The 22,861-nt window shown below is 34.9% G+C and carries 21 protein-coding genes; 12 read left to right on the top strand and 9 right to left on the bottom strand.

Features of this window, described 5'->3' with window-relative positions; translation table 11 throughout:
- The first annotated feature begins 29 nt into the window (after positions 1 to 29).
- Positions 30 to 1,415 carry an exopolysaccharide biosynthesis polyprenyl glycosylphosphotransferase gene (locus PBT89_RS04410; protein WP_270063574.1) on the top strand — a complete coding sequence of 462 codons (1,386 nt, stop codon included), beginning with the start codon at positions 30 to 32 and terminating at the stop codon, positions 1,413 to 1,415.
- Positions 1,416 to 1,574: 159 nt separating this feature from the next.
- On the opposite strand, the gene lnt is transcribed toward PBT89_RS04410, so the two are convergent.
- Entirely contained in the window at positions 1,575 to 3,167 is a 1,593-nt protein-coding gene (gene lnt, locus PBT89_RS04415; protein WP_270063575.1) for an apolipoprotein N-acyltransferase, read from the bottom strand.
- 175 nt (positions 3,168 to 3,342) lie between these two features.
- On the opposite strand from lnt, the gene PBT89_RS04420 reads away from it, so the two are divergent.
- Entirely contained in the window at positions 3,343 to 4,083 is a 741-nt protein-coding gene (locus PBT89_RS04420; protein ID WP_270063576.1) for a CDP-alcohol phosphatidyltransferase family protein, read from the top strand.
- An 11-nt stretch (positions 4,084 to 4,094) separates the two neighbouring features.
- Here PBT89_RS04420 and lptB read toward each other — a convergent pair whose 3' ends face one another.
- From lptB to PBT89_RS04440, 4 genes are read right to left on the bottom strand one after another with little or no spacing between them, the layout of a single operon-like run.
- On the bottom strand, positions 4,095 to 4,835 hold the full coding sequence (gene lptB, locus PBT89_RS04425; protein ID WP_270058919.1) for an LPS export ABC transporter ATP-binding protein: 741 nt from the start codon (positions 4,833 to 4,835) through the stop codon (positions 4,095 to 4,097).
- 41 nt (positions 4,836 to 4,876) lie between these two features.
- Positions 4,877 to 5,233, bottom strand: a complete 357-nt coding sequence (locus PBT89_RS04430; RefSeq protein ID WP_270063577.1) for a carboxymuconolactone decarboxylase family protein — start codon at positions 5,231 to 5,233, stop codon at positions 4,877 to 4,879.
- A 3-nt stretch (positions 5,234 to 5,236) separates the two neighbouring features.
- Complete coding sequence (tatC, locus tag PBT89_RS04435) at positions 5,237 to 6,067, bottom strand: twin-arginine translocase subunit TatC (RefSeq protein WP_270064245.1); 831 nt, start codon at positions 6,065 to 6,067, stop codon at positions 5,237 to 5,239.
- Positions 6,067 to 7,032 carry a KpsF/GutQ family sugar-phosphate isomerase gene (locus tag PBT89_RS04440; protein ID WP_270063578.1) on the bottom strand — a complete coding sequence of 322 codons (966 nt, stop codon included), beginning with the start codon at positions 7,030 to 7,032 and terminating at the stop codon, positions 6,067 to 6,069. Before PBT89_RS04440 ends, tatC begins: the two co-directional genes overlap by 1 nt.
- Positions 7,033 to 7,117: 85 nt before the next feature.
- Between PBT89_RS04440 and recQ the strand changes: the two genes are divergently transcribed.
- Positions 7,118 to 9,313, top strand: a complete 2,196-nt coding sequence (gene recQ, locus PBT89_RS04445; protein ID WP_270063579.1) for a DNA helicase RecQ — start codon at positions 7,118 to 7,120, stop codon at positions 9,311 to 9,313.
- 154 nt (positions 9,314 to 9,467) lie between these two features.
- Positions 9,468 to 9,671, top strand: a complete 204-nt coding sequence (locus PBT89_RS04450) for a hypothetical protein (protein WP_270063580.1) — start codon at positions 9,468 to 9,470, stop codon at positions 9,669 to 9,671.
- Between the two features lie 76 nt (positions 9,672 to 9,747).
- On the opposite strand, the gene PBT89_RS04455 is transcribed toward PBT89_RS04450, so the two are convergent.
- A complete protein-coding gene (locus PBT89_RS04455) occupies positions 9,748 to 10,530 on the bottom strand; it encodes a hypothetical protein (RefSeq protein ID WP_270063581.1) in 783 nt (260 codons plus the stop codon).
- 29 nt (positions 10,531 to 10,559) lie between these two features.
- Positions 10,560 to 11,264: a class I SAM-dependent methyltransferase gene (locus PBT89_RS04460; RefSeq protein ID WP_270063582.1), complete on the bottom strand. Its 705-nt coding sequence runs from the start codon at positions 11,262 to 11,264 to the stop codon at positions 10,560 to 10,562.
- A gap of 20 nt (positions 11,265 to 11,284) precedes the next feature.
- On the opposite strand from PBT89_RS04460, the gene PBT89_RS04465 reads away from it, so the two are divergent.
- Positions 11,285 to 11,779: a YkgJ family cysteine cluster protein gene (locus PBT89_RS04465; RefSeq protein WP_270058912.1), complete on the top strand. Its 495-nt coding sequence runs from the start codon at positions 11,285 to 11,287 to the stop codon at positions 11,777 to 11,779.
- A gap of 4 nt (positions 11,780 to 11,783) precedes the next feature.
- Here PBT89_RS04465 and PBT89_RS04470 read toward each other — a convergent pair whose 3' ends face one another.
- Entirely contained in the window at positions 11,784 to 13,028 is a 1,245-nt protein-coding gene (locus tag PBT89_RS04470; RefSeq protein WP_270064246.1) for an exo-beta-N-acetylmuramidase NamZ family protein, read from the bottom strand.
- A 13-nt stretch (positions 13,029 to 13,041) separates the two neighbouring features.
- Here PBT89_RS04470 and PBT89_RS04475 point away from each other — a divergent pair, with 13 nt between their 5' ends.
- Positions 13,042 to 14,274, top strand: coding sequence for an ABC transporter permease (locus tag PBT89_RS04475; RefSeq protein WP_270063583.1), 1,233 nt, complete (start codon positions 13,042 to 13,044; stop codon positions 14,272 to 14,274).
- An 11-nt stretch (positions 14,275 to 14,285) separates the two neighbouring features.
- On the opposite strand, the gene PBT89_RS04480 is transcribed toward PBT89_RS04475, so the two are convergent.
- Positions 14,286 to 14,747 (bottom strand): copper resistance protein NlpE N-terminal domain-containing protein, encoded by a 462-nt coding sequence (locus PBT89_RS04480; RefSeq protein ID WP_270063584.1) that lies wholly within the window; start codon positions 14,745 to 14,747, stop codon positions 14,286 to 14,288.
- Between the two features lie 142 nt (positions 14,748 to 14,889).
- Between PBT89_RS04480 and PBT89_RS04485 the strand changes: the two genes are divergently transcribed.
- The 6 genes from PBT89_RS04485 to PBT89_RS04510 all read left to right on the top strand — a co-directional run bounded on the left by PBT89_RS04485 (position 14,890) and on the right by PBT89_RS04510 (position 22,848).
- A complete protein-coding gene (locus PBT89_RS04485; protein ID WP_270063585.1) occupies positions 14,890 to 15,867 on the top strand; it encodes a PLP-dependent cysteine synthase family protein in 978 nt (325 codons plus the stop codon).
- Positions 15,868 to 15,957: 90 nt separating this feature from the next.
- A complete protein-coding gene (locus tag PBT89_RS04490; protein ID WP_270063586.1) occupies positions 15,958 to 18,051 on the top strand; it encodes an amino acid carrier protein in 2,094 nt (697 codons plus the stop codon).
- 252 nt (positions 18,052 to 18,303) lie between these two features.
- A complete protein-coding gene (locus PBT89_RS04495; RefSeq protein ID WP_270063587.1) occupies positions 18,304 to 19,026 on the top strand; it encodes an SGNH/GDSL hydrolase family protein in 723 nt (240 codons plus the stop codon).
- Positions 19,027 to 19,086: 60 nt separating this feature from the next.
- Positions 19,087 to 20,364: a DUF2851 family protein gene (locus PBT89_RS04500; RefSeq protein ID WP_270063588.1), complete on the top strand. Its 1,278-nt coding sequence runs from the start codon at positions 19,087 to 19,089 to the stop codon at positions 20,362 to 20,364.
- Between the two features lie 16 nt (positions 20,365 to 20,380).
- A complete protein-coding gene (locus tag PBT89_RS04505; RefSeq protein WP_270058905.1) occupies positions 20,381 to 20,608 on the top strand; it encodes a PspC domain-containing protein in 228 nt (75 codons plus the stop codon).
- 155 nt (positions 20,609 to 20,763) lie between these two features.
- Positions 20,764 to 22,848 carry an amino acid carrier protein gene (locus PBT89_RS04510; protein WP_270063589.1) on the top strand — a complete coding sequence of 695 codons (2,085 nt, stop codon included), beginning with the start codon at positions 20,764 to 20,766 and terminating at the stop codon, positions 22,846 to 22,848.
- The last annotated feature ends 13 nt before the right edge of the window (positions 22,849 to 22,861 follow it).

A 22,861-nucleotide genomic window follows, 5' to 3' on the forward strand; every position in this document is an offset into this window, starting at 1 on the left:
AGTATATTTGATTGCGTAAATTAACGGAAATGGCAGACAAACCCCTACTACATTTCGAAATTTCAGAAAGGAAGGTTCTTCTACGAATATTCGACGTGCTGTTTGTTCTTTTAACGCTTACATTACTGCAAATTTTCACCAATTTTAGTTACTTCAGGATTAGTAAAGAGTTTTGGTATTGGACAGTTTTGCTTGTCGCCTATTTAAAACTGTTTGCTCATATTTTTGAACTCTACGACCTTCAGAAAGCAAGCCAGTTTGATGTAGTGCTCAAAAATGCATTGCTAACAACCTCCTTAACAGTTCTTTTTTTTATTTTAACACCGCTGTTAAGTCCGAGTCTACCCGATAACAGAATTCAAATTCTATATTTTTTCCTCACAATTTTATGCACAATTTTATTGTGGCGTTGGGCTTATATTTCTTTGATTGCCTCACCAAGATTTAATAAAAGAGTAATTGTAGTTGGGGATAGTTTTGATATTAAAATGATTGCAGAAGCCTTTAAAAAAGCAGATCCAAATTACGAGGTTGTAGGATTTGTAAATACCGATGGGCAGGTTGAAGTTGAAGATGAAAATTTGTTACAATTTGAGGTTAATGATTTACGAAAAGCGGTTAAAAAATATCATATAAAAGAAATTGTGGTATCTAGTGGCTATAGTGGATTAATGCTTCCGCTGTATAATGAACTCAGTTTTCTTCTGAATGAAGGCTTCCCAATTCGTGATTATATGCAGGTTTACGAAGATATTACTGCAAGAATTCCTGTGCAAAATGTAGATCACGATTTCTATAGGTATTTTCCTTTTAGCCGAAGTAATCAAAACAAATTTTACCTTTTTAGCTTACGTCTATTTGATATTCTATTTTCATTAATCGGAATAGTAATAGGCATTGCAATCGTTCCATTTTTATTAATAGGAAACGCTTTAGCTAATCGCGGCCCTTTGCTATATACACAAGAAAGAATTGGCCAAAATAGTAAGCCATTTAAGATTATTAAATTTAGAACGATGGTTAAGAATGCAGAAGAGCAGGGACCAAGATATGCTGAAAAGAATGATCTTCGAACCACGCCCTTTGGTAAATTTATGCGAAAAGCCAGAATCGATGAAATTCCACAATTTTTGAATTTACTAAAGGGGGAAATGAGTTTGATAGGTCCAAGACCAGAACGTCCTATATTTGTACAGGAGCTTTCTAAAAGTATTCCTTTTTATAACATTCGGCATGTAATCAAACCTGGTTTAACGGGTTGGGCGCAGGTAAAAGGAGATTATAGCGGAGAAGAAGCCGGTGCTTTAGAAAAACTTCAGTATGATCTATTTTATATAAAACATCGAAGCATTTTCTTAGACCTTAATATCATTCTAAAAACCTTAAGTACCGTAATTTCTATGCGCGGGCAGTAGTCGGTACATAGATCACTACGCTTCTTGAATTGAGAAGAAATTAGAATATAGATTAGACAGTATTAAAAGTATTTTACTGCTGAAATATAGAAAACGTAATTTTTATAAATCCAGTTTTGATGAATCAGACGTTAATTTTTAAAATCTTACAGTTTTTTACTAAAAATACTTGCTGCGCTTAATTCCTACCATGGCAAAAAGAAAAATAAAGAGCGCTAAAAACTTCGAAACTCGAGCGATATAATCGCCATATTTGGAATAAAAAGTAACTTTATTATTAAGAATAATGTTACCAGATATAGTTCCGCGTTTTTCGTATTCTAATTTTTGTTGAACCTCTCCAATTGGATTTATGATTTCTGAAATTCCAGTATTTGCACTTCTTGCTACCGATCTTCTGTTTTCGATTGCTCTAAGTTTAGCGTAACTGGCATGTTGTCTATGTCCTGCTGTATTTTTCCACCAGGCATCATTGGTGATTATACTCAAAAAATTGGCTCCGTTTTTTACATAACCGGTAACATATTCGCCATAAATAGATTCGTAACAAATAATTGGAGCGGTTGAAATACTATCTTTTATATTGAATACAGCTCTATCTTTTTGGGTAGTTTTCATTGCGACTGTTCCACCCAAATCGATCATGACATCGCCTAAAATTGGTTTTAGAATATCCTGGTACGGAAAGTTTTCTACCCCAACAACTAATTTCGATTTGTGATAAATCTGGTTTTCAGTATTATTTTTAATTAGAAAAGCCGAATTGTAATCATTAAACCAATCATTCTCTCCTAACCGATTAGACTGAGGATTTACTAAATTAGGATCGGAGAAACGCTCGTAAAATGAAACTCCTCCTAAAAAACTTAAATTTGGCTGAAGTTGTGAAATTTGTCTTCCAAAAAATGCAGCTTCAGATTTGTTGAATCTTGATAAAATTGTTCCGTCGGCAAAAACGGTTTCAGGGGCCAAAACAATTTCGGTCGAATCTGTGATGTTTTCCGAAGTCATATTTAGCAATAACTCGCCAATTTTTGTATCGTTCGTGTTATACTTTTCGGTATAAGGATTTATGTTGGGTTGAAGTATTAGGGCATTTATTTTTTCCCGTGGCATCTCATAATTCCACAACAAAATATAAGATAAGATAATTGGTAGTCCAATAGTTAAGATAGATTTAATACCGGCGCGATATAAAATCGTTTTTTCCTTAAATTCATTGAAAGCAAGTATGGCTTTAAAAAATATAAAATTCACAAGTAGGACCCATAATGTTCCCCCAAAGGTTCCTGTAAATTCGTACCATTGTATCCAGTTAGTATATTCAGAAAAGCCATTACCCAAATTTAGCCAAGGCCATGAAAAATCCCAGCCAAGATGTATTTTTTCGAATACGATCCAAAGGCTTATAAAAAAACTGGCAGAAGCTCTAAAACCTGTTCTTTTTGCAATTATATGGTATATTAAAAATACGATAGACATAAGTAAAGAATTCGCCAGAATAGCGAAAGCACCACCAAAAGGAGTAGAAAAATAGATCCAATAGGTAGTAATAATATTCCAAATGAAAAAGCTAATATAAGCGACTCCAAAAATCTTCAATTTCTTAAACTTCGCTTCAGAATTTCGAATATTGAATTCTGCTAAAAGTAAAGGCGTAAATCCTAAAAAAAGGAGCAACGGAAAACCGTTAGTAGGCCAGCCAAAAGCAAGCAAAAGTCCGCTTAAAATTGCAAATAGAATATTTTTCATAATTAAAAAAATTAAACTGAAATTTGTCTTTTTACTGTTATCAGCTTTAAGGGAATTGCCTTTGATTTTTGTAGACAAAAATACTAAACTTAGTTAGAAAAAAGGTTTTAAGGAAATTTTATTAGACATTGAATTGTAAATACCTATTTTAGTTGATTGCTAATCGAACTAATCAATGAAGAAACATATTCCGAATCTTATAACGCTTTGTAATTTATTCAGTGGAAGTATTGCTGTAATTTTTGCCGTTCAGGGGAACTTAGTTGCAGCAGCATTTTTCGTAGCTTTAGGAATATTTTTCGATTTTTTTGATGGTCTTGCGGCTAGAGCATTGAATGTTAAAAGTGACGTGGGATTACAACTGGATTCTCTTGCAGATGTTGTAACTAGTGGGGTGGTGCCCGGTATTGTGATGTTTCAGCTGCTTACAATGGCATTGCCGGGTGAAAATGGAGTTCCGCAGTGGACTTCGGAAACGAATTGGTTAGAATTTACTTTTAACCCTTTAGCTTTATTTGGGCTTCTTATTATATTGGGATCGGGTTACAGACTCGCTAAATTTAATGTAGATGACCGCCAGACAGATTCTTTTATTGGTTTACCAACTCCTGCAAATGCGTTATTGATCTTGTCGCTACCACTCATTTTGACCTATCAGCCAAATAGTTTTGCTACAGAAATAATTCTAAACGAATGGTTTCTTTTTGCTTTAACCATCATTAGTTTCATTATTTTGAACGCGGAATTGCCATTGTTCGCTCTAAAATTTAAAAACTATGGATTTAAGGGAAATGAGATCAGGTATATTTTCTTAATTCTCTGTGTAGTTTTAATCGTGTTGTTTCAGTTTCTGGCAGTGCCAATGATCATTTTGAGCTATGTGCTTTTATCTATTTTTTCCAGAAACAAAAGCTGAAAATAGATTTTTTAGTCAAACAATTTCTTCTTTCTAAGCTCAAAGTTCTGTCCTAAATAGACTTTACGAACCATTTCGTCTTCGGCAAGTTCTTCAGGAATACCATGTTTCAGGATACTTCCTTCAAACATAAGATAAGTGCGGTCAGTAATCGCTAAGGTTTCCTGGACGTTGTGATCGGTAATTAAAATTCCGATGTTTTTGTTTTTCAACTGCGCCACAATACGTTGGATGTCCTCAACCGCTACAGGATCTACCCCGGCAAAAGGTTCGTCTAAAAGAATGAATTTTGGATCAGTCGCAAGTGCTCGTGCGATTTCGGTACGCCGGCGCTCTCCACCACTTAATAAATCGCCTCGATTAGTACGAATATGGTTTAAGCTAAATTCATCAATTAAGGATTCCATTTTCATTTCCCGCTCCTTCTTAGAGAGCTTTGTGAGCTGTAAAACACTCATAATATTGTCTTCTATACTTAGCTTTCTAAAAACTGATGCTTCTTGTGCTAAATAACCTATACCATGCTGCGCCCTTTTGTACATCGGGAAATTGGTGATGTTTTCAGCATCCAGAACGATACTACCACTATTAGGTTTAATTAAGCCAACAATCATATAGAAAGAAGTTGTTTTTCCTGCGCCATTAGGACCCAGTAAACCAACAATTTCGCCTTGATTCACTTCAAGAGAAATTCCCTTAACTACTTTTCTACCTTTATATTGTTTTATAAGATTATCGGCTTTTAATTTCATTTCTTAGGTTTAGTTCAGTTATAAACATAAATTATACCGATTTATTTTTCGGCATTTGCTTCTTCTAAAGAATCCCAGTATTCAAACGCACGGCGAAGGTGTGGGATCACGATGGTTCCGCCAATTAGAGTTCCTATACTTAGCGTTTCCATTACTTCTTCACGCTTTAGACCTTCTTTAAAACTGCTCTCTAAGTGATACTTTACACAATCGTCGCATCTTAATACAAGCGAAGCAACTAAACCTAAAAGCTCTTTAGTTCTTTTGTCTAAAGCACCTTCAGAAAAAGCATTCGTATCTAAATTAAAAATACGTTTTAGAACTTTATTATTCTCTCCAAGAATTTTATCGTTCATTTTTTGGCGATACGAATTAAATTCGTGAACCTGATTAATCATAGCTTAATTTTTTTCTTTAATTTCTCTTTTATAAATAATCTTCGATATTACAATACTTACCTCGTAAAGTATTAATACCGGTACTGCAACGATAATCTGACTTACAATATCAGGAGGTGTTATTACTGCTGAAATAATAAGTACAATTACTAATGCATATTTTCTATATTTTCTTAGGAATTGCGGCGTAACTACCCCAACTTTAGTCAAAAAGTAAATAAGGATAGGAAGTTCGAATACTAAGCCGGTTGCGATTACGGAAGATCTTACTAAACTTATATAACTGCTTAAATCGAATTCATTCAAGACTATCTCACTTACCTGATATTTTCCTAGGAAGTTGATAGAAAGCGGTGTTACTACATAGTAGCCAAAAAGCACTCCCATAAAAAATAAAAGAGAGGTGACGAATATAAAACCTTTAGCATGTTTTCTTTCATTCTCGTGCATTGCCGGGGCAACAAATTTCCAGAATTCATATATAATAAATGGGAATGCGATTATAAAACCTGCCGTTATAGATGTCCAAACATGGGCAGAGAATTGCCCACCCATCGTTCTACTTTGTATGGTAAACGGTAGCTCTTGAAAGCAAAATCCGCCATCAATGCCAAGTGCTTCAGATACTTTGCATAACATACTATACGACCAGAAATCTCCTTTACTTGGGCCAAATAGAAGTACATCAAAGATAAAACCTTTTAAAAGAAAGGCTACTGTTGCTGCAATTACTACTGCAAGAACAGATCGTATTAAATGCCATCTTAATTCTTCAAGATGATCTAAAAAAGACATTTCTGGTTCCTCTTGTTGAGGCTGGCTTATTTTTTTCATCATAAAATTCCTTCTCTTATTAAATTATGAATATGCACCACGCCAATATATTTTCCATTTTTTGTAGCTAACAACTGCGATATTTTGTTCGCCTGTAATGCATCAAGAGCTTCCACAGCCAGTGCATCTTCATCAATGCTTTTTGGCGATTTGCTCATTATATCTGCAGCGGTAAGATTCTTAAATTCATCATTATTTTTTAGCATTCTACGAATGTCTCCATCGGTTATAATGCCTACAATTTCATTATTTTCCAAAACAGCCGTTACACCAAGCATATTTTCAGAAATAACTATAATAGCATCGGTTACTGTAGTCCCGGGAGAAACACTGGGTTTCATATTTTGGGCTGCAATATCTTTAACTCGCAAATATAATTTTTTTCCAAGACTGCCACCGGGATGGTATTTTGCAAAATCTTCACTAGAAAAACCGCGTAGTTTTAAAAGACAGATCGCTAGAGCATCACCAATTACTAATTGTGCAGTGGTACTGGTTGTAGGAGCTAGGTTGTTGGGACAAGCTTCTTTTTCTACATAAGAATTAAGAATAAAATCGGCCGATTTTCCTAAAAACGAATCTTTATCTGCTGTCATTGCGATAAGCGTATTATGAAAATCTTTAATAAAAGGTACCAATACCTTTATTTCAGGGCTGTTTCCACTTTTGCTAATACAAAGTACAATATCGTCTTTTTGGATGATACCTAAATCTCCGTGAATTGCATCTGCCGCATGCATAAAAATCGCCGGAGTTCCGGTTGAATTTAGTGTAGCAACAATTTTATTTGCAATAGCAGCACTTTTTCCAACTCCGGTTACAATTACTCTGCCTTTAGCATTGTAAATTTTTTTTACCGCCTCTACAAATTCATTATCAATAAGATGTTCTAAATTTGCAATGGCTTTAGCTTCAATTTTTACAGTTTCCTTTGCGGTATTTAGAATTTTTTGCTGAAGTTTCAAATTTTGAAATAATTATGGATTGCAGATACTAAAGAAATATGTATATTTAGATGTGCAAATGTATGTAAAATTGTAACACAATTTAATGAGTTTGACTGAAATTGATTTACATAAAGAACTGAAGAAATATTTTGGTTTTAGCCAATTTAAAGGTCTTCAGGAGGATGTTGTAGCAAGTATCGTAAACAAAAACGATACTTTTGTAATTATGCCAACAGGAGGAGGTAAGTCCCTATGCTACCAACTACCTGCATTAATAGAAGAAGGAACTGCAATTGTTGTATCGCCCCTTATCGCCTTAATGAAAAACCAGGTGGATGCCATTCGAGGAATTTCTTCGGAATATGGCGTTGCCCATGTGCTTAATTCGTCGCTAAATAAGACTGAAGTAAAGCAGGTTAAGGAAGATATTGTGAATGGTGTGACCAAACTCTTATATGTCGCTCCAGAATCTTTAACAAAAGATGATTATGTCGATTTTCTAAAACAGCAGAAAATTTCTTTTCTCGCAATTGATGAAGCGCATTGCATTAGCGAATGGGGGCACGACTTTAGGCCAGAGTATCGAAATCTGAAAAGTATAATACAGCGTATAGGCGAAAATATTCCAATTATCGCACTTACCGCCACGGCTACTCCAAAAGTACAGGAAGATATTCTTAAAAATTTGGGTATCCAAAAGGCAAAAACATTTAAAGCCAGTTTTAATAGACCTAATCTTTACTACGAAGTACGGCCTAAAACTAAGAATATTGATGCCGATATCATTCGTTTTGTGAAACAGAATAATGGTAAGAGCGGAATCATTTATTGCCTTAGCCGTAAAAAAGTAGAAGAGCTGGCCCAAACCCTACAGGTAAACGGAATTAATGCGATACCATATCACGCTGGTCTAGACGCAAAAACACGATCTAAACATCAAGATATGTTCTTGATGGAAGATGTAGATGTCGTTGTGGCTACCATTGCTTTTGGAATGGGTATCGATAAGCCCGATGTGCGTTTTGTTATTCATCATGATATTCCAAAAAGTATCGAAAGCTACTACCAGGAAACCGGAAGAGCCGGTCGTGACGGTGGTGAAGGACATTGTCTCGCTTTCTACGCCTATAAGGACATAGAAAAATTAGAGAAGTTTATGAGTGGTAAACCTGTTGCAGAGCAAGAGGTAGGCCATGCGTTACTTCAGGAAGTAGTTGCTTATGCTGAAACTTCAATGTCGCGAAGAAAATTTATTCTTCATTATTTTGGAGAAGAATTCGATGACAAAACAGGAGAGGGGGCTTCTATGGACGATAACGTTCGTAATCCTAAAAAACAGCATGAAGCTAAAGAAGAATTAGGATTACTAATTCAAGTAATCAAAGAAACAAAGCAGTTATATAAATCGAAAGAAGTTGTAAAGACGCTTGTAGGAAAAAGTAATGCTTTGATTTTATCCCATAAAACCGATCAAAATCCGCTTTTTGGAAAAGGGAAAGATAAAAGTGAGAGTTTTTGGATGGCTCTTACAAGACAAGCACTTGTTGCAGGATATTTACGTAAGGATATAGAAACATACGGCGTAATTAAATTAACCGAGAAAGGGGAAGAGTTTCTGAAAAATCCTATACCTTTTATGATGACTCACGATCATATTTTTAATGAGTCTTCAGATAATGCTGCCGTTTCTTCCAAAGTCTCAACAGGAGTCGATGATAAATTAGTAAGCATGCTTAAAGAGCTGCGAAAAAAGGTTGCTAAGAAAAATGGCGTGCCTCCTTTTGTAGTTTTTCAGGATCCTTCTATAGACGACATGGCGTTGAAATACCCTGTTGACCTAAAAGAGTTAGGAAATATTTTTGGAGTAGGTGAAGGGAAAGCAAAGAAATATGGTAAAGATTTTGTAAATCTTATAGCCAGATATGTAGAAGATAACGAAGTAATACGACCAGACGATTTGGTTGTTAAATCTACTGGGGCAAATAGTGCTTTAAAATTGTTTATTATACAAAGTGTAGATCGAAAATTGCCATTAGACGATATAGCTTCAGCAAAAGGTATGGCTATGCCAGAATTTATAAAGGAAATGGAAGCTATTGTTTATAGTGGTACAAAGCTGAATATCGACTACTATCTGGAAGATGTTTTAGATGAAGATCAGCAAGAGGAACTTCACGAATATTTTCTAGAGGCTGAAACCGATAAAATTGAAGAAGCACTTGAAGAATTTGATGGTGATTATGACGATGAAGAAATTCGTTTATACCGAATTAAGTTTATTAGTGAAGTTGCCAATTAAAATTTTTTAAGATGAATAAACTAAAATTTGCTTTTCGAACAAAACAATTTAAGTACGGTCTTTATTGTGGAGTCGTAATTGGAGTACTTGCAGGAATCTATCTAATAAACTCAGGTGTAATTGAATAATATAGATTAAATGTAAATTAGAATACATGAGTTTACTTTCTAATCCGAGTAAAAATAAAGCTATTTGGTTATTGATTGTTGGTCTAATATTACTGGCCTTGGGCGGAAGCTTTGAATACTTTATTGGTGAATATGATTTCTGGAATGGTGCAATATATGGATTGTCATTTTCATTAATGATTATTTCAATATTTGCTTTAACTAATTTAAAAACCACAAAAAGCAATTAGTAAATTATATTTAGAGAACATAAAAAAGCCTTTTTAGAACTTCTAAAAAGGCTTTTTTTTATGATTTGTTCAAAATTTATTTTCCGCCATTAGCGCGTAAATCGGCAATACATTTTGGACCCATTTCTGGAGGTGTACCACGAACCTGATCTATAATTCCGCTTCCAAATTCAAGAGAGGCACGCATTAAACAGTTTTCTTCAGTACAGTGACCATTATTTTCTTCATCTTCATGATCACTTTGTAATTCGGTGCCCACATTTACGAGCCCAAATAAGTGCCCAAATTCGTGATTTAACACAGCGGTTTCTATCACACTCTTACTAGGGGCGTTAACTCTTGCTGCAAACTTGTTGATAGTTTCTCCATAAATCACCATAGAGGTATTACGGTAAGCAGAACCTAAAATAAATCGCTTATCGGTGTCACCTTCATTACTTCCATCAGCAAAATAAATATATACGCTAATTTCATCTCCAACACTATAAAAGCTTCGTTCTTCCTTTTCAATATCATAAACTTCTTCTATTTCGAAAGGCGATAAGCCAGAAGATTCCACCTCTTGGTAAGAAATAGTAATGCCATTTGGTTTAAATGTTCTTTCTTCTAAGAATGATTTAAAATTTTCCATAGCAGCAGTAGTTGGCTGGAAACCGTTTACATAAAGTACCTCAATATTCATTGAAGTATACTTATCATCACTCAAAAGATCATGAGCAGATTCTCCCAAGCCACGTTGATTTAATGTTTTGTCGATTACCGGTAAATCATCTACAGCGTCGCTATTACTATCGCTAGAACAAGATGAAAGTATTACACAAAGGCAGATTGCATAAAAATAGGTATAAAAATTCTTCATTTGTTGTTGAATTCAGATTTCAAATTTAATCATTTTTTCAGTGTTAGTTTGGCTAAATAATCAAAGTGATCGCCTTCTAAAATTAATTCACAATTAAAATTGTTCTTTTCAGCGGCTAATTTCAACATATCAAAATCTAGATAAAGCCAAGGGAAATATTCCGATTGTTCTTCTTTATAACTTATTTTAAAGTCAATTTCACCAATATAATTACGATCAAAATCATTGTTTGGTTCTTCATCGTCTTCTAAAAAGCTAAGATCTGAGGAATCGATCAAAATTTGTCCACCAGGCTTTAAAACTTCTTTGCAGATATTCAAAAAATTGTCGGTGTTGATGAGGTTACCGATGATTCCTGTACCATTCATTAAAAATAACAAAGTGTCGTAGCATCCATTTTCAGCATAAAAATCCTGGACATTTGCATTTTTTACACCGCGTTCTTTTGCTATAGCAATTGCACCTTCAGAAGTGTCAATTGCTTTTACGTCAATTTCTTTTTTCTGTAGATAAAGCGTATGGCTACCAGCACCACAGCCAACATCTAAAACTTTACCATAAGCGAGTTTTAATGCTTTTTGTTCGGTTTTAGGCATTTCAGCATAATTTCTGAAAAGATACTCGATAGCAATTTCATCGTCATCAAAATCTGGCGAATGCACAGTAATAGGGGTTTCATCTTTATCGAAATAGAAAGCTTTCATAGCCATCCCGAAGATATCTTTTTGCTTCATAATCTTATTATCTTTGCGGCATGCACGAAATATTAAAAGAGCTGCCAGGAAAGGCCAAAGATAAGCAGAAGGAAAATAAAAAGTTTTTTTCTAAGTTAAAGAAACGACCACCAAAAGATTTAGACGTCAAAATGCAGCAAATGCATGATGAAGAATTCTCCCGAACCAACTGTTTAGACTGCGCTAATTGCTGCAAAACTACTGGTCCTCTTTTTACCAATAAGGATATTGAAAGGATTAGCAAGTTTTTAAAATTGAAACCACAGCAATTTATCGATCAATACCTTAGGATCGACGAGGATAAAGACTATGTTTTGCAAGAAGTTCCCTGTGCATTCTTAGGGCACGATAATTATTGTTTAATCTACGAAGTGCGACCAAAGGCCTGCAGAGAATATCCACACACCGATCGTAAAGATTTCCATAAAATATCGAATCTTACCATAAAGAATACCGCAATTTGTCCGGCTGCTTACAATATTGTTGAAGAAATGAAAAGGAGAATAAAGGTTTAAAAGCCTAATTGGCATACAACAAATATTTATCTCTTTTGCTTTTAAATTTTTCAAGTCCCGGCTGCCAGGATTTTTTAATAACTTCTGCAGTTAATCCTTTTTCGATTTGTTGCTGAAGCTTTTTCGTGCCGGCGAGTTTGGTAAAAAAGTTATTGAAAAATTTCGATTTATCATCAGTGTTTTGGTAAGCTTCTATTAACCATTCCAAATTGATTTCATTTAGGTATTCTGTATGGCTAAGATCTTTTCCGTAGCATTTTACATTTAAATGCTTTGGGTTTTTAGCACCATCCATCGATTTTGGCGTATAAGAGTAATCGAACTTTTGAGCATTCAAGTAAGGAGATCCAAAAACCTGAAACTGTTTATTGGTACCACGACCTGCATTTACATTAGTGCCTTCAAAAAAACAAAGACTGGGATATAAGTTTATAGATTTTTCGTTCGGTAAATTGGGAGAAGGTTTTACAGGTAAACTATATTTTTTTTGATGATCATAATTTAGCATGGTTACCACCTCAAGATCACATAAAATTCCATTTTTCAACCATCCTTCACCATTAATCATTTTTGCATATTCTGCCATTGTAAGTCCGTGTACGGTTGGAATGGGATGCATACCCACAAAGCTTTGATACTCTTTTTCTAAGATAGGACCATCGACATAATGACCATTAGGATTTGGGCGATCTAATACCAAAAGCTGAATGTTATTTTCAGCACAAGCTTCCATTACATAATGTAGCGAAGAGATGTACGTATAAAATCTTGCGCCAACATCTTGTAAATCGAAAATTAAAATATCGATATTTTGCAGTTGTTCTGCTTTGGGTTTTTTATTGCTTCCGTAGAGCGAAATTACCGGAAGGCCGGTTTTAGGATCTTTGCCATCTTCTACTTTTTCTCCCGCATCTGCTTTTCCTCTAAATCCGTGTTCTGGCGCAAAAACTTTAATTAGATTGACATTTAAAGCTAATAGCGAATCTACTAAATGTATAGAAGCGTTATTTTTATTCTGAATTAAAGAAGATTGATTACCTACCAATCCTACTTTTTTATTCTGAAGAAGCGGTAAATAAATTTCAGTTCGATTAGCACCAACCACAATTTCTTCTGAAGTTTTATCGTTTACTTGTACTTCAACTGAAGGGTTTTTTTCAGGATCTTTTTTTTCCGCTTCCATGTTTCCGCAGGAAAGAATTAAAATAAGAGGGAATAAAAATGTACTTTTGAATAACCGATTAATCATATAATTGCAGATCTTGAATTTTGAGTTTTTCATAGTAAAACGTTTAATAAACGCCAATAAGGATAAAAGTAGTATTTCCTCACCTATAATAAAAATTGCGATTACGGCAATTGCAATTGGTGTAGTAATGATGCTGGTTTCTTTTGCTACGGGGCTTGGGCTTCAGGAAAAAATTAGGGACAAAATTGCAGCTTTTAATGGGCATATCGTAATAACAAATTACGATAATAATAGTAGCGAGGTTACCTTAGAGCCGGTTTCTATAAATCAGGATTTTTATCCAGACTTTGAAAGCGTTAGCGGCATAACCCATATACAGGGTACTGCAACTAAAACTGGCGTTATTAGAACGGCAGAAGATTTTGAAGGGGTGATTGTTAAAGGAGTTGGTCGAGATTATGATTGGCATTATTTTCAAGAATTTCTCGTAGAAGGTCGATTGCCAGATTTTTCTTCTAATCTAAATGATGAGGTTTTAGTTTCTCAATATTTAGCGAATAGGCTGGGATTGGCAGTTGGGGATCGTGCTCCAACCTATTTTTTACGCGAGGGTAAAGATCGCCCTCTAGTAAGAGGTTTTAAAATAGTAGGTATTTATAATTCGGGATTTCAGGATTTTGATGAATTGTATTTAATAGCCGATTTGAGACATATCCAAAAACTCAATGATTGGGAAGATGATCAAGTTGGAAACTTTGAGATTTTTATTGACGATTTTGATAAGCTGGATGAAAAATGGAACGAAGTTTATTTAAATACCGGATCTTTTTTAGATGCTCAAAACATTAGTCAGAAGTATTATAATATTTTCGAATGGCTTTCACTTTTCGATTTTAATATTGCGCTGATCATTGGTATCATGATTTTGGTTGCGGGAATAAACATGATTACCGCCTTGTTGGTTTTGATCTTAGAAAGAACGCAGATGATTGGAATTTTTAAAGCTTTGGGAACCCAAGATTGGTCGATTCGTAAGATCTTTTTATATAACGCCGGTTATCTAATTTTTCTAGGTTTGTTATGGGGAAATATTATTGGCCTTGGAATATTGTTTATTCAGAAATATCTAAAACTAATTCCTTTAGATCCTGAAACCTACTACGTGAGTGAAGTTCCTATTTCTATCCAATGGGATTATATTTTGGCTGTGAATCTTGGTACGTTGGTACTTTGTATGATAATGCTTTTGATACCTTCTATGATTATTTCTAAGATATCACCAGTAAAATCAATAAAATTCGAATAAAGCTTTGGGATTTATTTACTAATCGAATCTTTAGAGATCATTCTTAATGTATAGCTCTTAGTACTATCTACCGCCATTCTTGCAACTTTAGGATTATTCCAAGCAAGTACATTATCGGAAACACGAAATTCTTGATTGTCCAATATAATTAAAGAATCATTTTCACTCCAGTTATATTGTCCACTTTCAGTTTTAATTTCTCCGGCAGTATCGTCATTTTCGTTATAATTCTGTATGATTTTATAAGAACCATCTTCTTTTAAATGAAGTTGCACAACGATACCTTTACAATCGGTACAGGGTAAAGTTACCTGATAGCTTCCAGCATAATCCCATTTTTGTTTCGGGCTTTTTTGCTGCCATTCGGCCTTTGTATTTTCCGGTTTTTCTTCAGTTTCGTTTTTACAAGAAACGCCAAATAATAAAGTTGTAACTGCTAGAAAGATAACCTGTTGCGCGATAAAATTTCTCATGTCTGCCAAATTTTGCGCAAAAGTAATTTGATTTTTAAAAAATCAAATCAAAAAAAATACTAAAATTTCGTTTCAAGTTTTAATTTTTCTTAAACACTATTCTCATCTTAGAATACCTACATTGTGAATTCAAAAGAAATTAATGAAATACGCAGAAAATATACTTGAAACTATAGGGAATACCCCTTTGGTTAAAATGAATAAACTTACCAAAGAAATAGATGCTCTTGTTCTTGCAAAATACGAGACTTTTAATCCGGGAAATTCTGTTAAAGACCGTATGGCCATAAAGATGGTGGAGGAAGCAGAAGCACAAGGTTTAATTAAACCCGGAGGAACCATAATAGAAGGAACCAGCGGTAATACGGGAATGGGGTTAGCACTTGCGGCTATCGTAAAAGGCTATAAAATGGTTTGTGTTTTATCTGATAAACAAAGTAAAGAGAAAATAGATATACTTAAAGCTGTAGGTAGTGAAGTTGTTGTTTGTCCTACTGATGTTGCCCCAGACGATCCTAAAAGTTATTACTCTGTTGCAAAAAGAATGGCCAAAGAAACGCCAAATTCATGGTACGTAAATCAATATGATAATTTAGCGAATACTAAAGCTCATTACGAAAGCACAGGGCCAGAAATTTGGGAACAAACTGACGGAAAGGTCACTCATTTTGTGGTAGGAGTCGGAACCGGAGGGACTATATCTGGGGTAGGTAAATTTCTAAAAGAGAAGAATCCTTATATCAAGATTTGGGGAATAGATACCTATGGCTCAGTTTTTAAAAAATATCACGAAACCGGAGAATTTGATGAGAATGAAATATATCCTTATATAACCGAAGGAATTGGTGAAGATATCTTACCAAAAAATGTAGACTTTAGCGTTATAGACGGTTTTACCAAGGTTTCAGATAAAGATGCTGCTATTTTTACCAGAAGATTAGCTAAAGAAGAAGGCTTTTTTTTGGGGAACTCTGCCGGTGCGGCGGCTAAAGGACTATTACAATTAAAAGAACATTTTACAAAAGATGATGTGGTGGTTGTTTTATTTCACGATCACGGAAGTCGATATGTAGGAAAAATGTTTAATGACGAATGGATGAAAGCACACGATTTTATATAGTGCATTTTAAGTTAACTAAAATTATTTGTTTTCTAGCATTCTTTTCATTAGCCTAAGGTCGTATAGGACTACTAATTTAATACATAACTTATGATAAGAAATTACATTTTCTTTCTTTTAATCTTTCAATTCTGTTCGGTAACGTTGTTAGCGCAGGAAGATTCCGATTTTAAAGTTACGATTGCTACTAGCAATCCGTCCCAGGAAATTAATGACGCTGAAGCAGTCGTTAAAGTACAGGGCGGAACCCCTCCTTACAAATATAAGTGGAGCCAGAAAAAAACGCCTTTAGATGCAAGTAAGGCTACAGGTTTTATCGAAGGTCGCGAGCAAGAAGTTGTAGTGACAGATGCTGATGGTAACAAGGTGAAAAAGACTTTTAAAGTAGAAGCAAAGGCCATTGCAGAAAAAGTAAATAGTAGGGTGCAACCCGCAGTAGATTTTCTGGAAAGTATTTTGTTTTGGGATCCTTTTGAGCCTTTAGGCTTATATGATCCTGTGGTATATACTGAAAATCGTCCCGTGCTTATTCCAGATTTTGATGCAAAAACAGAACAAAAGTATACCCTAAAGAGCTGGGTCGCCCCGGAAGGAAATAAAATAGAAGAAGGAGATAAAATAGCAGTAGTTCAAAAAGGTAGCGAAAAGAGTATCCCGGTTTATGCGCCTGCAGCGGGAACTTTAAAACACGTGGTAGATGAAGGAGCCGTTATTTTTAATCCTGAAGACAAAACTGATGTAATCGAACAAAATGCAGATCAGGTGGCAGAGATTAAGTATGATTCTCCACAGCCGGTTTTGCATCCTAATGGAGATGTAAAGAAAAACAGTATTCCATTCATTGTAATCTGGCTTATCTTAGGAAGCATATTTTTTACCATTCGTCTTGGATTTATCAATGTTAGAGGATTTTCGCATTCTATAGAATTGGCGAAAGGGAAATATGATAATCCAGATGCTCCTGGTAGAATTCGCCATTTTGAGGCTATGACGACTGCAGTTTCAGCTACAGTAGGTTTGGGTAATATTGCCGGCGTAGCGGTAGCTGTATCCTTAGGTGGAGCGGGAGCTACATTTTGGATGTTTATTGCAGGATTTTTTGCTATGTCCTTAAAATTTGTAGAATGTACTTTAGGGGTAAAATATAGACATATCAATGATGAAGGTAGAATTTTTGGAGGCCCAATGAATTACCTTCGTTACGGTCTGGAAAAAAGAAATATGAAAGGTCTGGGTAAAGGCCTTGCTATTCTATTCGCAATTCTGGGAGTTGGAGCGTCTTTTGGTGGTGGTAATATGATTCAATCCAATCAGGCTTTTAAAATTGTGTCAGACCAACTTCCTTTTCTAGAAGGGAATGGTTTCTTTTTTGGGATTGGTTTCGCCGTTTTGGTAGGAATTGTAATTCTTGGAGGAATACAGAGTATTGCCAAAGTAACTGGAAAAGTTGTGCCATTTATGGCATTAGTTTATGTATTAGGATGTCTTGTAGTAATAGGAACCAATATAGAAAATATTGGAAATGCGTTTAGCGCCATCTTTAACGGAGCCTTCTCTGCTAGTGCTATGAAGGGTGGCTTTATAGGTGTGCTAATTGTAGGCTTGCAAAGGGCTGCCTTTTCTAGTGAAGCTGGTGTTGGCTCAGCAGCGATCGCACATAGTGCTTCTAAAACAAAAAATCCAATTGCAGATGGATATACTTCACTGGTAGAACCATTTATTGATACTATGGTAGTTTGTACAATGACGGCTTTGGTATTAATATTCACAGGGATGCATGAAGTTGATGGAATGGGAGGCGTAGAATTAACTGCCGATGCATTTGGTAGCGTAATTTCCTGGTTTCCGGCGGTGCTTGCTTTAGCAGTGTTCCTTTTTGCATTTTCAACAATGGTATCATGGTCGTATTACGGAATGCGTTCCTGGACTTACCTTTTTGGAAGAAGTAAAAAGTCTGAAATTATTTACAAAGTCTTGTTTTTAATATTCGTGATTATAGGTGCTTCAGTAAGTTTAGGAGCAGTACTTAGCTTTTCTGATATGATGATTTTAGCGATGTCTTTCCCAAATATTATTGGTCTTTATATTATGTCTTCGGAAATTAGAGCAGATTTAAAAGATTATTTGAAACGTTTAAAGAACGGTGAAATCTTCATTAATCCAAAATATAGAAATGCAGATTAAATCAATCAAGATTATACAATCAAAATAATAGATTGCTTTATGTTCTGAATTCTGTGATAATTTTCGGAATTCAGAACATCTCTTTTAGAGACTATTTAAATAATAAGCCTAATATATATATAGGTGTTGGATCGATTTATTGTTGATGTTTTAAGAAAATCTTTCGGTACTGAAGTTTTTGAAGTGTTATTTTTACAGCATAAAAATGCTGCTAAACTACTTTCATCAATATTGCTGGCTAAACCTATAACTATGAGAATCTTTTACTTTCTTTCAATAATTATCTTTATCAATTTTAATACTTCTTGTAGTTCAGGTAAAAGTGTTAACCAAACAAATACAACGACAGGGGAAGCAGAGGATAAGCCAAAATATAGTTACCTGGCTTTGGGCGATTCTTATACGATTGGAGAAAGCGTAGATGCTTCTAAACGATGGCCGGTTCAGTTAGCCCAGCAATTAAAAAATCGAGGTTATGCCATGGCTGCACCAAAGATTATAGCTAAGACAGGTTGGACAACAGCCGATTTAATTGCGGGAATTAATTCGGAATTAAATGTGCAGCGAGATTTCGATCTTGTTTCTATTCTTATCGGGGTTAATAATCAATATCAGAATAAGCCTATAACAGAGTACGAAGAAGAACTAAGAGAAATTTTTAGAAAAGCGATCAATCATTCTAAAACAATGGAAGCCGGAGTTTTCGCGGTGAGTATTCCCGATTATGGGTTTACGCCATTTGGTGCTGCACATAAAGATGAGATTGGACGAGATATTGATGCTTTTAATGAAGTTTTTAAACGTGTTGCCCAAGATTTTAATGTTAGCTTCTATAATATTACTCCTATTTCTAGAAGAGCAGAGGATAATCCTGATTTGGTAGCTGATGATGATTTACATCCCAGTGCGCTTATGTATAAAACATGGGTGGAAGATTTTATCCTGAATGTTGTAGAAAAATTACCTCAGGATTAAAAAAAACCTTTAAAAATCTGATCATTAGTGTTTTAATCATTTCTTTCTTAACTTTAATAGGTGAAGGAAGATTTTCTACATTATATATGGCAATTTCAAAAATTCAATCAGTCTCCACTTGAAACTGTAAATGGCGAGTTTTTAGAAATTTATCATCCCGGGATGCATAATATTGATTGTGGTCCAGATTTTTTTGCTGCTAAACTCAAAATTGATACACAGGTTTGGGCCGGCAACGTCGAAATTCATTTAAAATCTTCAGACTGGTATCTCCATCAGCACGAAATTGATGCCGCATACGATAATGTGATTCTTCATGTAGTTTGGGAACATGATGTTGATATTTTTAGAAAAGATGAGTCAATTTTGCCAACGCTGGAACTTAAAGATATCGTCTTAACTGAGATTCAGCATAATTATTACAAATTGTTTGCGCCAGATAAAAAGTGGATTAATTGCGAGCAATTTTTTCCCAATTTCAACGAATTTGATATTGAAGCCTGGTTAACTCGTTTATATTTTGAACGTTTAGAAGCTAAGAACAATTTGATAACTGAATTACTTCACCAAAGTAAGAATAACTGGGAAGCAGTTTTATTTAAGTTGTTAGCTAAAAATTTTGGATTAAATCGAAATGGCGATGCATTTCTAAACCTTGCTCATTCCATAGATTTTGAAGTTATAAGAAAACTTTCTCAAAATCAATTCCAGTTAGAAGCAGTTTTACTGGGGCATTCTGGTTTATTAGATGATAATTTCGAAGCCGCTTATTTTATTCGATTAAAAAATGAATATGTATATCTTCAGAAGAAATTTAATTTAGGTCGCGCTATAGAAACAAGGCCGGTTTTCTTTAGACTTCGCCCAGATAATTTTCCAACCATACGGCTTGTTCAGTTAGCTTCAGTTTTGGTTAAAACCAAGGCTCTTTTTGCAGCAATAAAGAGAGTGAAGAACAAACAGGATATCTATACTATTTTTTCTATTGAAGTTCCTGAATTTTGGAAAACGCACTATAACTTCCGAAGCGCTCATAAAACTAGAAATAAAAAGCTGTCAGAAAAATTTATCGATTTAGTGATTATCAATACCATAGTTCCTGTTATGTATGCTTTTTCAAAACGCAAGGTATCTAAAACAGATTATTTTCTTGACTTAATTTCTGAGGTGCGCTTAGAGAAAAATAGTATTATTCAGAATTATCAGAGCTTAAAACCTGGGCTTTTTACAAATGCGATGCATTCTCAATCGCTACTTCAGCTTAAAAAAAATTATTGCGATCCTAATAATTGTCTAAAATGTGCTTTGGGAGCAAAGTTTATAAAAGGTAAATATTAGTTATATTTGGACTTTGATGAAGAATATGTACAATTTGAGATATTATTTAGAACGTAACGGATTTTACGTCTCCTCTCGCTTAGCAGATAAAATTGGTATGCGGGCTAAAAGTGTTCGGCTTTTTTTTATCTATGTTACCTTTTTTACCTTCGGGATTGGTTTTGCGGTTTATTTAACGCTTGCTTTCTGGTTAAAACTTAAAGATCTTATTTATACCAAGCGTACTTCAGTTTTCGATCTTTGATAAATGTCCCCTTAAAATATTAGGGGCTGTTGATGATTATTTGAAGTTTCATTAACAAAACCTTGACATTTTAACTACTAAAAATTTGAAATAGCCTAATTTTTTAGCATCTTGCTGGTCGGAAATTTTAATCTAAACTAAACACTAATCTTTATATGAGAAAGTACTTACTTTCAATGTTATTGCTATTCCCAATAGCATTACTTCAGGCTCAAGAGCTGGAAGTAAATACCAAAGTCGGGAACCCCACAAATAAAATTAACGACGGTTTTATAGATATTGAAGTAACTGGAGGAACCCCACCTTATACTTACAAATGGTCTGATAAAGATACCCCATTAAGCTCTTCTAAGGCTGAAGGACTTACAGAGGGTATTCCATATACGGTAGTTGTTCAGGATAGCAACGGTAATTCTAAAACAGTCGAAGCAAAAGTTAAAGCAGAGGCAATTACAGAAAATTTTAATGGTGTTTTTACTCCAGCGGTTCAAGGTTTAACCGCTGTTCTTTTTTGGGATCCATTTGCAGCTATAGGTGTGTATGATCCTGTGGTTTATGCTGATGTCAAAAACGTGGAAACTCCAGGTTGGACTGCAGAAGTTCAAGATAAATTTGTTCTAAAAAAGTGGCTTATAGAAGAAGGTGAGCATGTAGAAAAAGGAGATCAGATCGCTGTTGTTACGTCAACTAATAATCCTGAAAGGCCTGTGTATGCTAGCGCAACCGGTAATTTAAAATATCTTGTAAAAGAAGGCGGGACAATTTATGATTATCAAAAAACAGAAGATTTAATTGAAACTGGAGCGCATTTTTTAGGACAAATAGAATATGATGAGCCGGTAATATTAACGCATCCCAATGGCGATCCTCAAACCCATCCAATACCATTTATTGTAATATGGCTGGTATTTGGAGCGGCGTTCTTTACAATTAGAATGGGTTTTATTAATATTAGAGGATTTAAGCACTCATTTGAATTAGCTAGTGGTAAATATGACGATCCAGATGCACCTGGTACAATTACGCATTTTCAGGCTTTAGCAACAGCAGTGTCTGCTACAGTTGGTCTAGGAAATATTGCAGGTGTGGCGGTAGCCGTTTCCCTTGGTGGGGCAGGAGCTACTTTTTGGATGATTGTTGCAGGTTTACTTGGAATGTCTTCAAAATTTGTGGAATGTACCTTAGGTGTTAAATACAGGCACATTAATTCTGAAGGTAGAGTTTTTGGAGGTCCTATGAATTACTTGCGTTACGGTTTAGAAAAGCGTAACATGAAGAGTCTTGGTAAATTTTTAGCAGGATTCTTTGCAATATTAGGAGTTGGTGCTTCTTTTGGTGGAGGTAATATGTTCCAGGCAAACCAGTCGTTCGAAATTTTGTCAGGGCAATTCCCAATGTTAGAAGGTAATGGGTTTTGGTTCGGTATTATCTTAGCTGTGCTTGTTGGTATAGTTATTATTGGTGGTATTAACAGTATTGCGAATGTAACTGGTAAAATTGTTCCTGTTATGGCAGCAGTTTATATTTTAGGAGCTTTTGTTGTAATCGGGATTAATATAGATAATATAGGACCTGCATTTAATGCAATTTGGGATGGTGCTTTTAGTCCATCAGCATTAAAAGGAGGTGTAATAGGTGTACTTATTGTAGGGTTTCAAAGAGCCGCATTTTCTAACGAGGCTGGTGTAGGTTCTGCAGCTATTGCGCATAGTGTTGTGAAAACAAATAATCCGCCATCTGAAGGTTTTGTAGCATTATTAGAACCTTTTATAGATACGGTTGTCGTTTGTACTTTAACGGCTTTAGTCCTAATATTTACAGGAATGCACGAGGTAGAAGGTGTTGGTGGAACACAGTTAACATCAGATGCTTTTGCAAGTGTTATAGACTGGTTTCCTTATGTGCTTTCTGTAGCGGTATTTTTGTTTGCTTTTTCTACTATGATATCTTGGTCGTACTACGGAATGAGAGCCTGGACGTTCCTTTTCGGAAAAAGCACAAAATCAGAGCTTATCTACAAAATATTCTTTTTGGTTTTTGTGGTTATAGGAGCTTCAATAAGTCTTGGTGCTGTACTTGATTTTTCTGATATGATGATCTTATCTATGTCTTTCCCTAATATTATTGGTCTTTACATTATGAGCGGTGAAGTTCGAGAAGATCTTCGTGAATATTTTAGAAAGCTTAAAGCAGGAGAATTGTTTACTAAAGACGGAAAGCCAAAGGCGACTATGCAATAGTGAAATTATAGTA

The sequence above is a fragment of the Zunongwangia sp. HRR-M8 genome, assembly GCF_027594405.1.
In the GTDB taxonomy this organism is placed as follows: domain Bacteria; phylum Bacteroidota; class Bacteroidia; order Flavobacteriales; family Flavobacteriaceae; genus Zunongwangia.

Bases quoted from the DNA above. Each gene is read 5' to 3' on its own strand.
- recQ (WP_270063579.1), top strand. From the start codon at position 7,118: ATGAGTTTGACTGAAATTGATTTACATAAAGAACTGAAGAAATATTTT.
- PBT89_RS04450 (WP_270063580.1), top strand. From the start codon at position 9,468: ATGAGTTTACTTTCTAATCCGAGTAAAAATAAAGCTATTTGGTTATTG.
- PBT89_RS04465 (WP_270058912.1), top strand. From the start codon at position 11,285: ATGCACGAAATATTAAAAGAGCTGCCAGGAAAGGCCAAAGATAAGCAG.
- lnt (WP_270063575.1), bottom strand. From the start codon at position 3,167: ATGAAAAATATTCTATTTGCAATTTTAAGCGGACTTTTGCTTGCTTTT.
- PBT89_RS04495 (WP_270063587.1), top strand. From the start codon at position 18,304: ATGAGAATCTTTTACTTTCTTTCAATAATTATCTTTATCAATTTTAAT.
- tatC (WP_270064245.1), bottom strand. From the start codon at position 6,067: ATGAAAAAAATAAGCCAGCCTCAACAAGAGGAACCAGAAATGTCTTTT.
- lptB (WP_270058919.1), bottom strand. From the start codon at position 4,835: ATGAAATTAAAAGCCGATAATCTTATAAAACAATATAAAGGTAGAAAA.
- PBT89_RS04470 (WP_270064246.1), bottom strand. From the start codon at position 13,028: ATGATTAATCGGTTATTCAAAAGTACATTTTTATTCCCTCTTATTTTA.
- PBT89_RS04480 (WP_270063584.1), bottom strand. From the start codon at position 14,747: ATGAGAAATTTTATCGCGCAACAGGTTATCTTTCTAGCAGTTACAACT.
- PBT89_RS04430 (WP_270063577.1), bottom strand. From the start codon at position 5,233: ATGATTAATCAGGTTCACGAATTTAATTCGTATCGCCAAAAAATGAAC.
- PBT89_RS04460 (WP_270063582.1), bottom strand. From the start codon at position 11,264: ATGAAGCAAAAAGATATCTTCGGGATGGCTATGAAAGCTTTCTATTTC.
- PBT89_RS04490 (WP_270063586.1), top strand. From the start codon at position 15,958: ATGATAAGAAATTACATTTTCTTTCTTTTAATCTTTCAATTCTGTTCG.
- PBT89_RS04455 (WP_270063581.1), bottom strand. From the start codon at position 10,530: ATGAAGAATTTTTATACCTATTTTTATGCAATCTGCCTTTGTGTAATA.
- PBT89_RS04510 (WP_270063589.1), top strand. From the start codon at position 20,764: ATGAGAAAGTACTTACTTTCAATGTTATTGCTATTCCCAATAGCATTA.
- PBT89_RS04505 (WP_270058905.1), top strand. From the start codon at position 20,381: ATGAAGAATATGTACAATTTGAGATATTATTTAGAACGTAACGGATTT.
- PBT89_RS04485 (WP_270063585.1), top strand. From the start codon at position 14,890: ATGAAATACGCAGAAAATATACTTGAAACTATAGGGAATACCCCTTTG.
- PBT89_RS04410 (WP_270063574.1), top strand. From the start codon at position 30: ATGGCAGACAAACCCCTACTACATTTCGAAATTTCAGAAAGGAAGGTT.
- PBT89_RS04420 (WP_270063576.1), top strand. From the start codon at position 3,343: ATGAAGAAACATATTCCGAATCTTATAACGCTTTGTAATTTATTCAGT.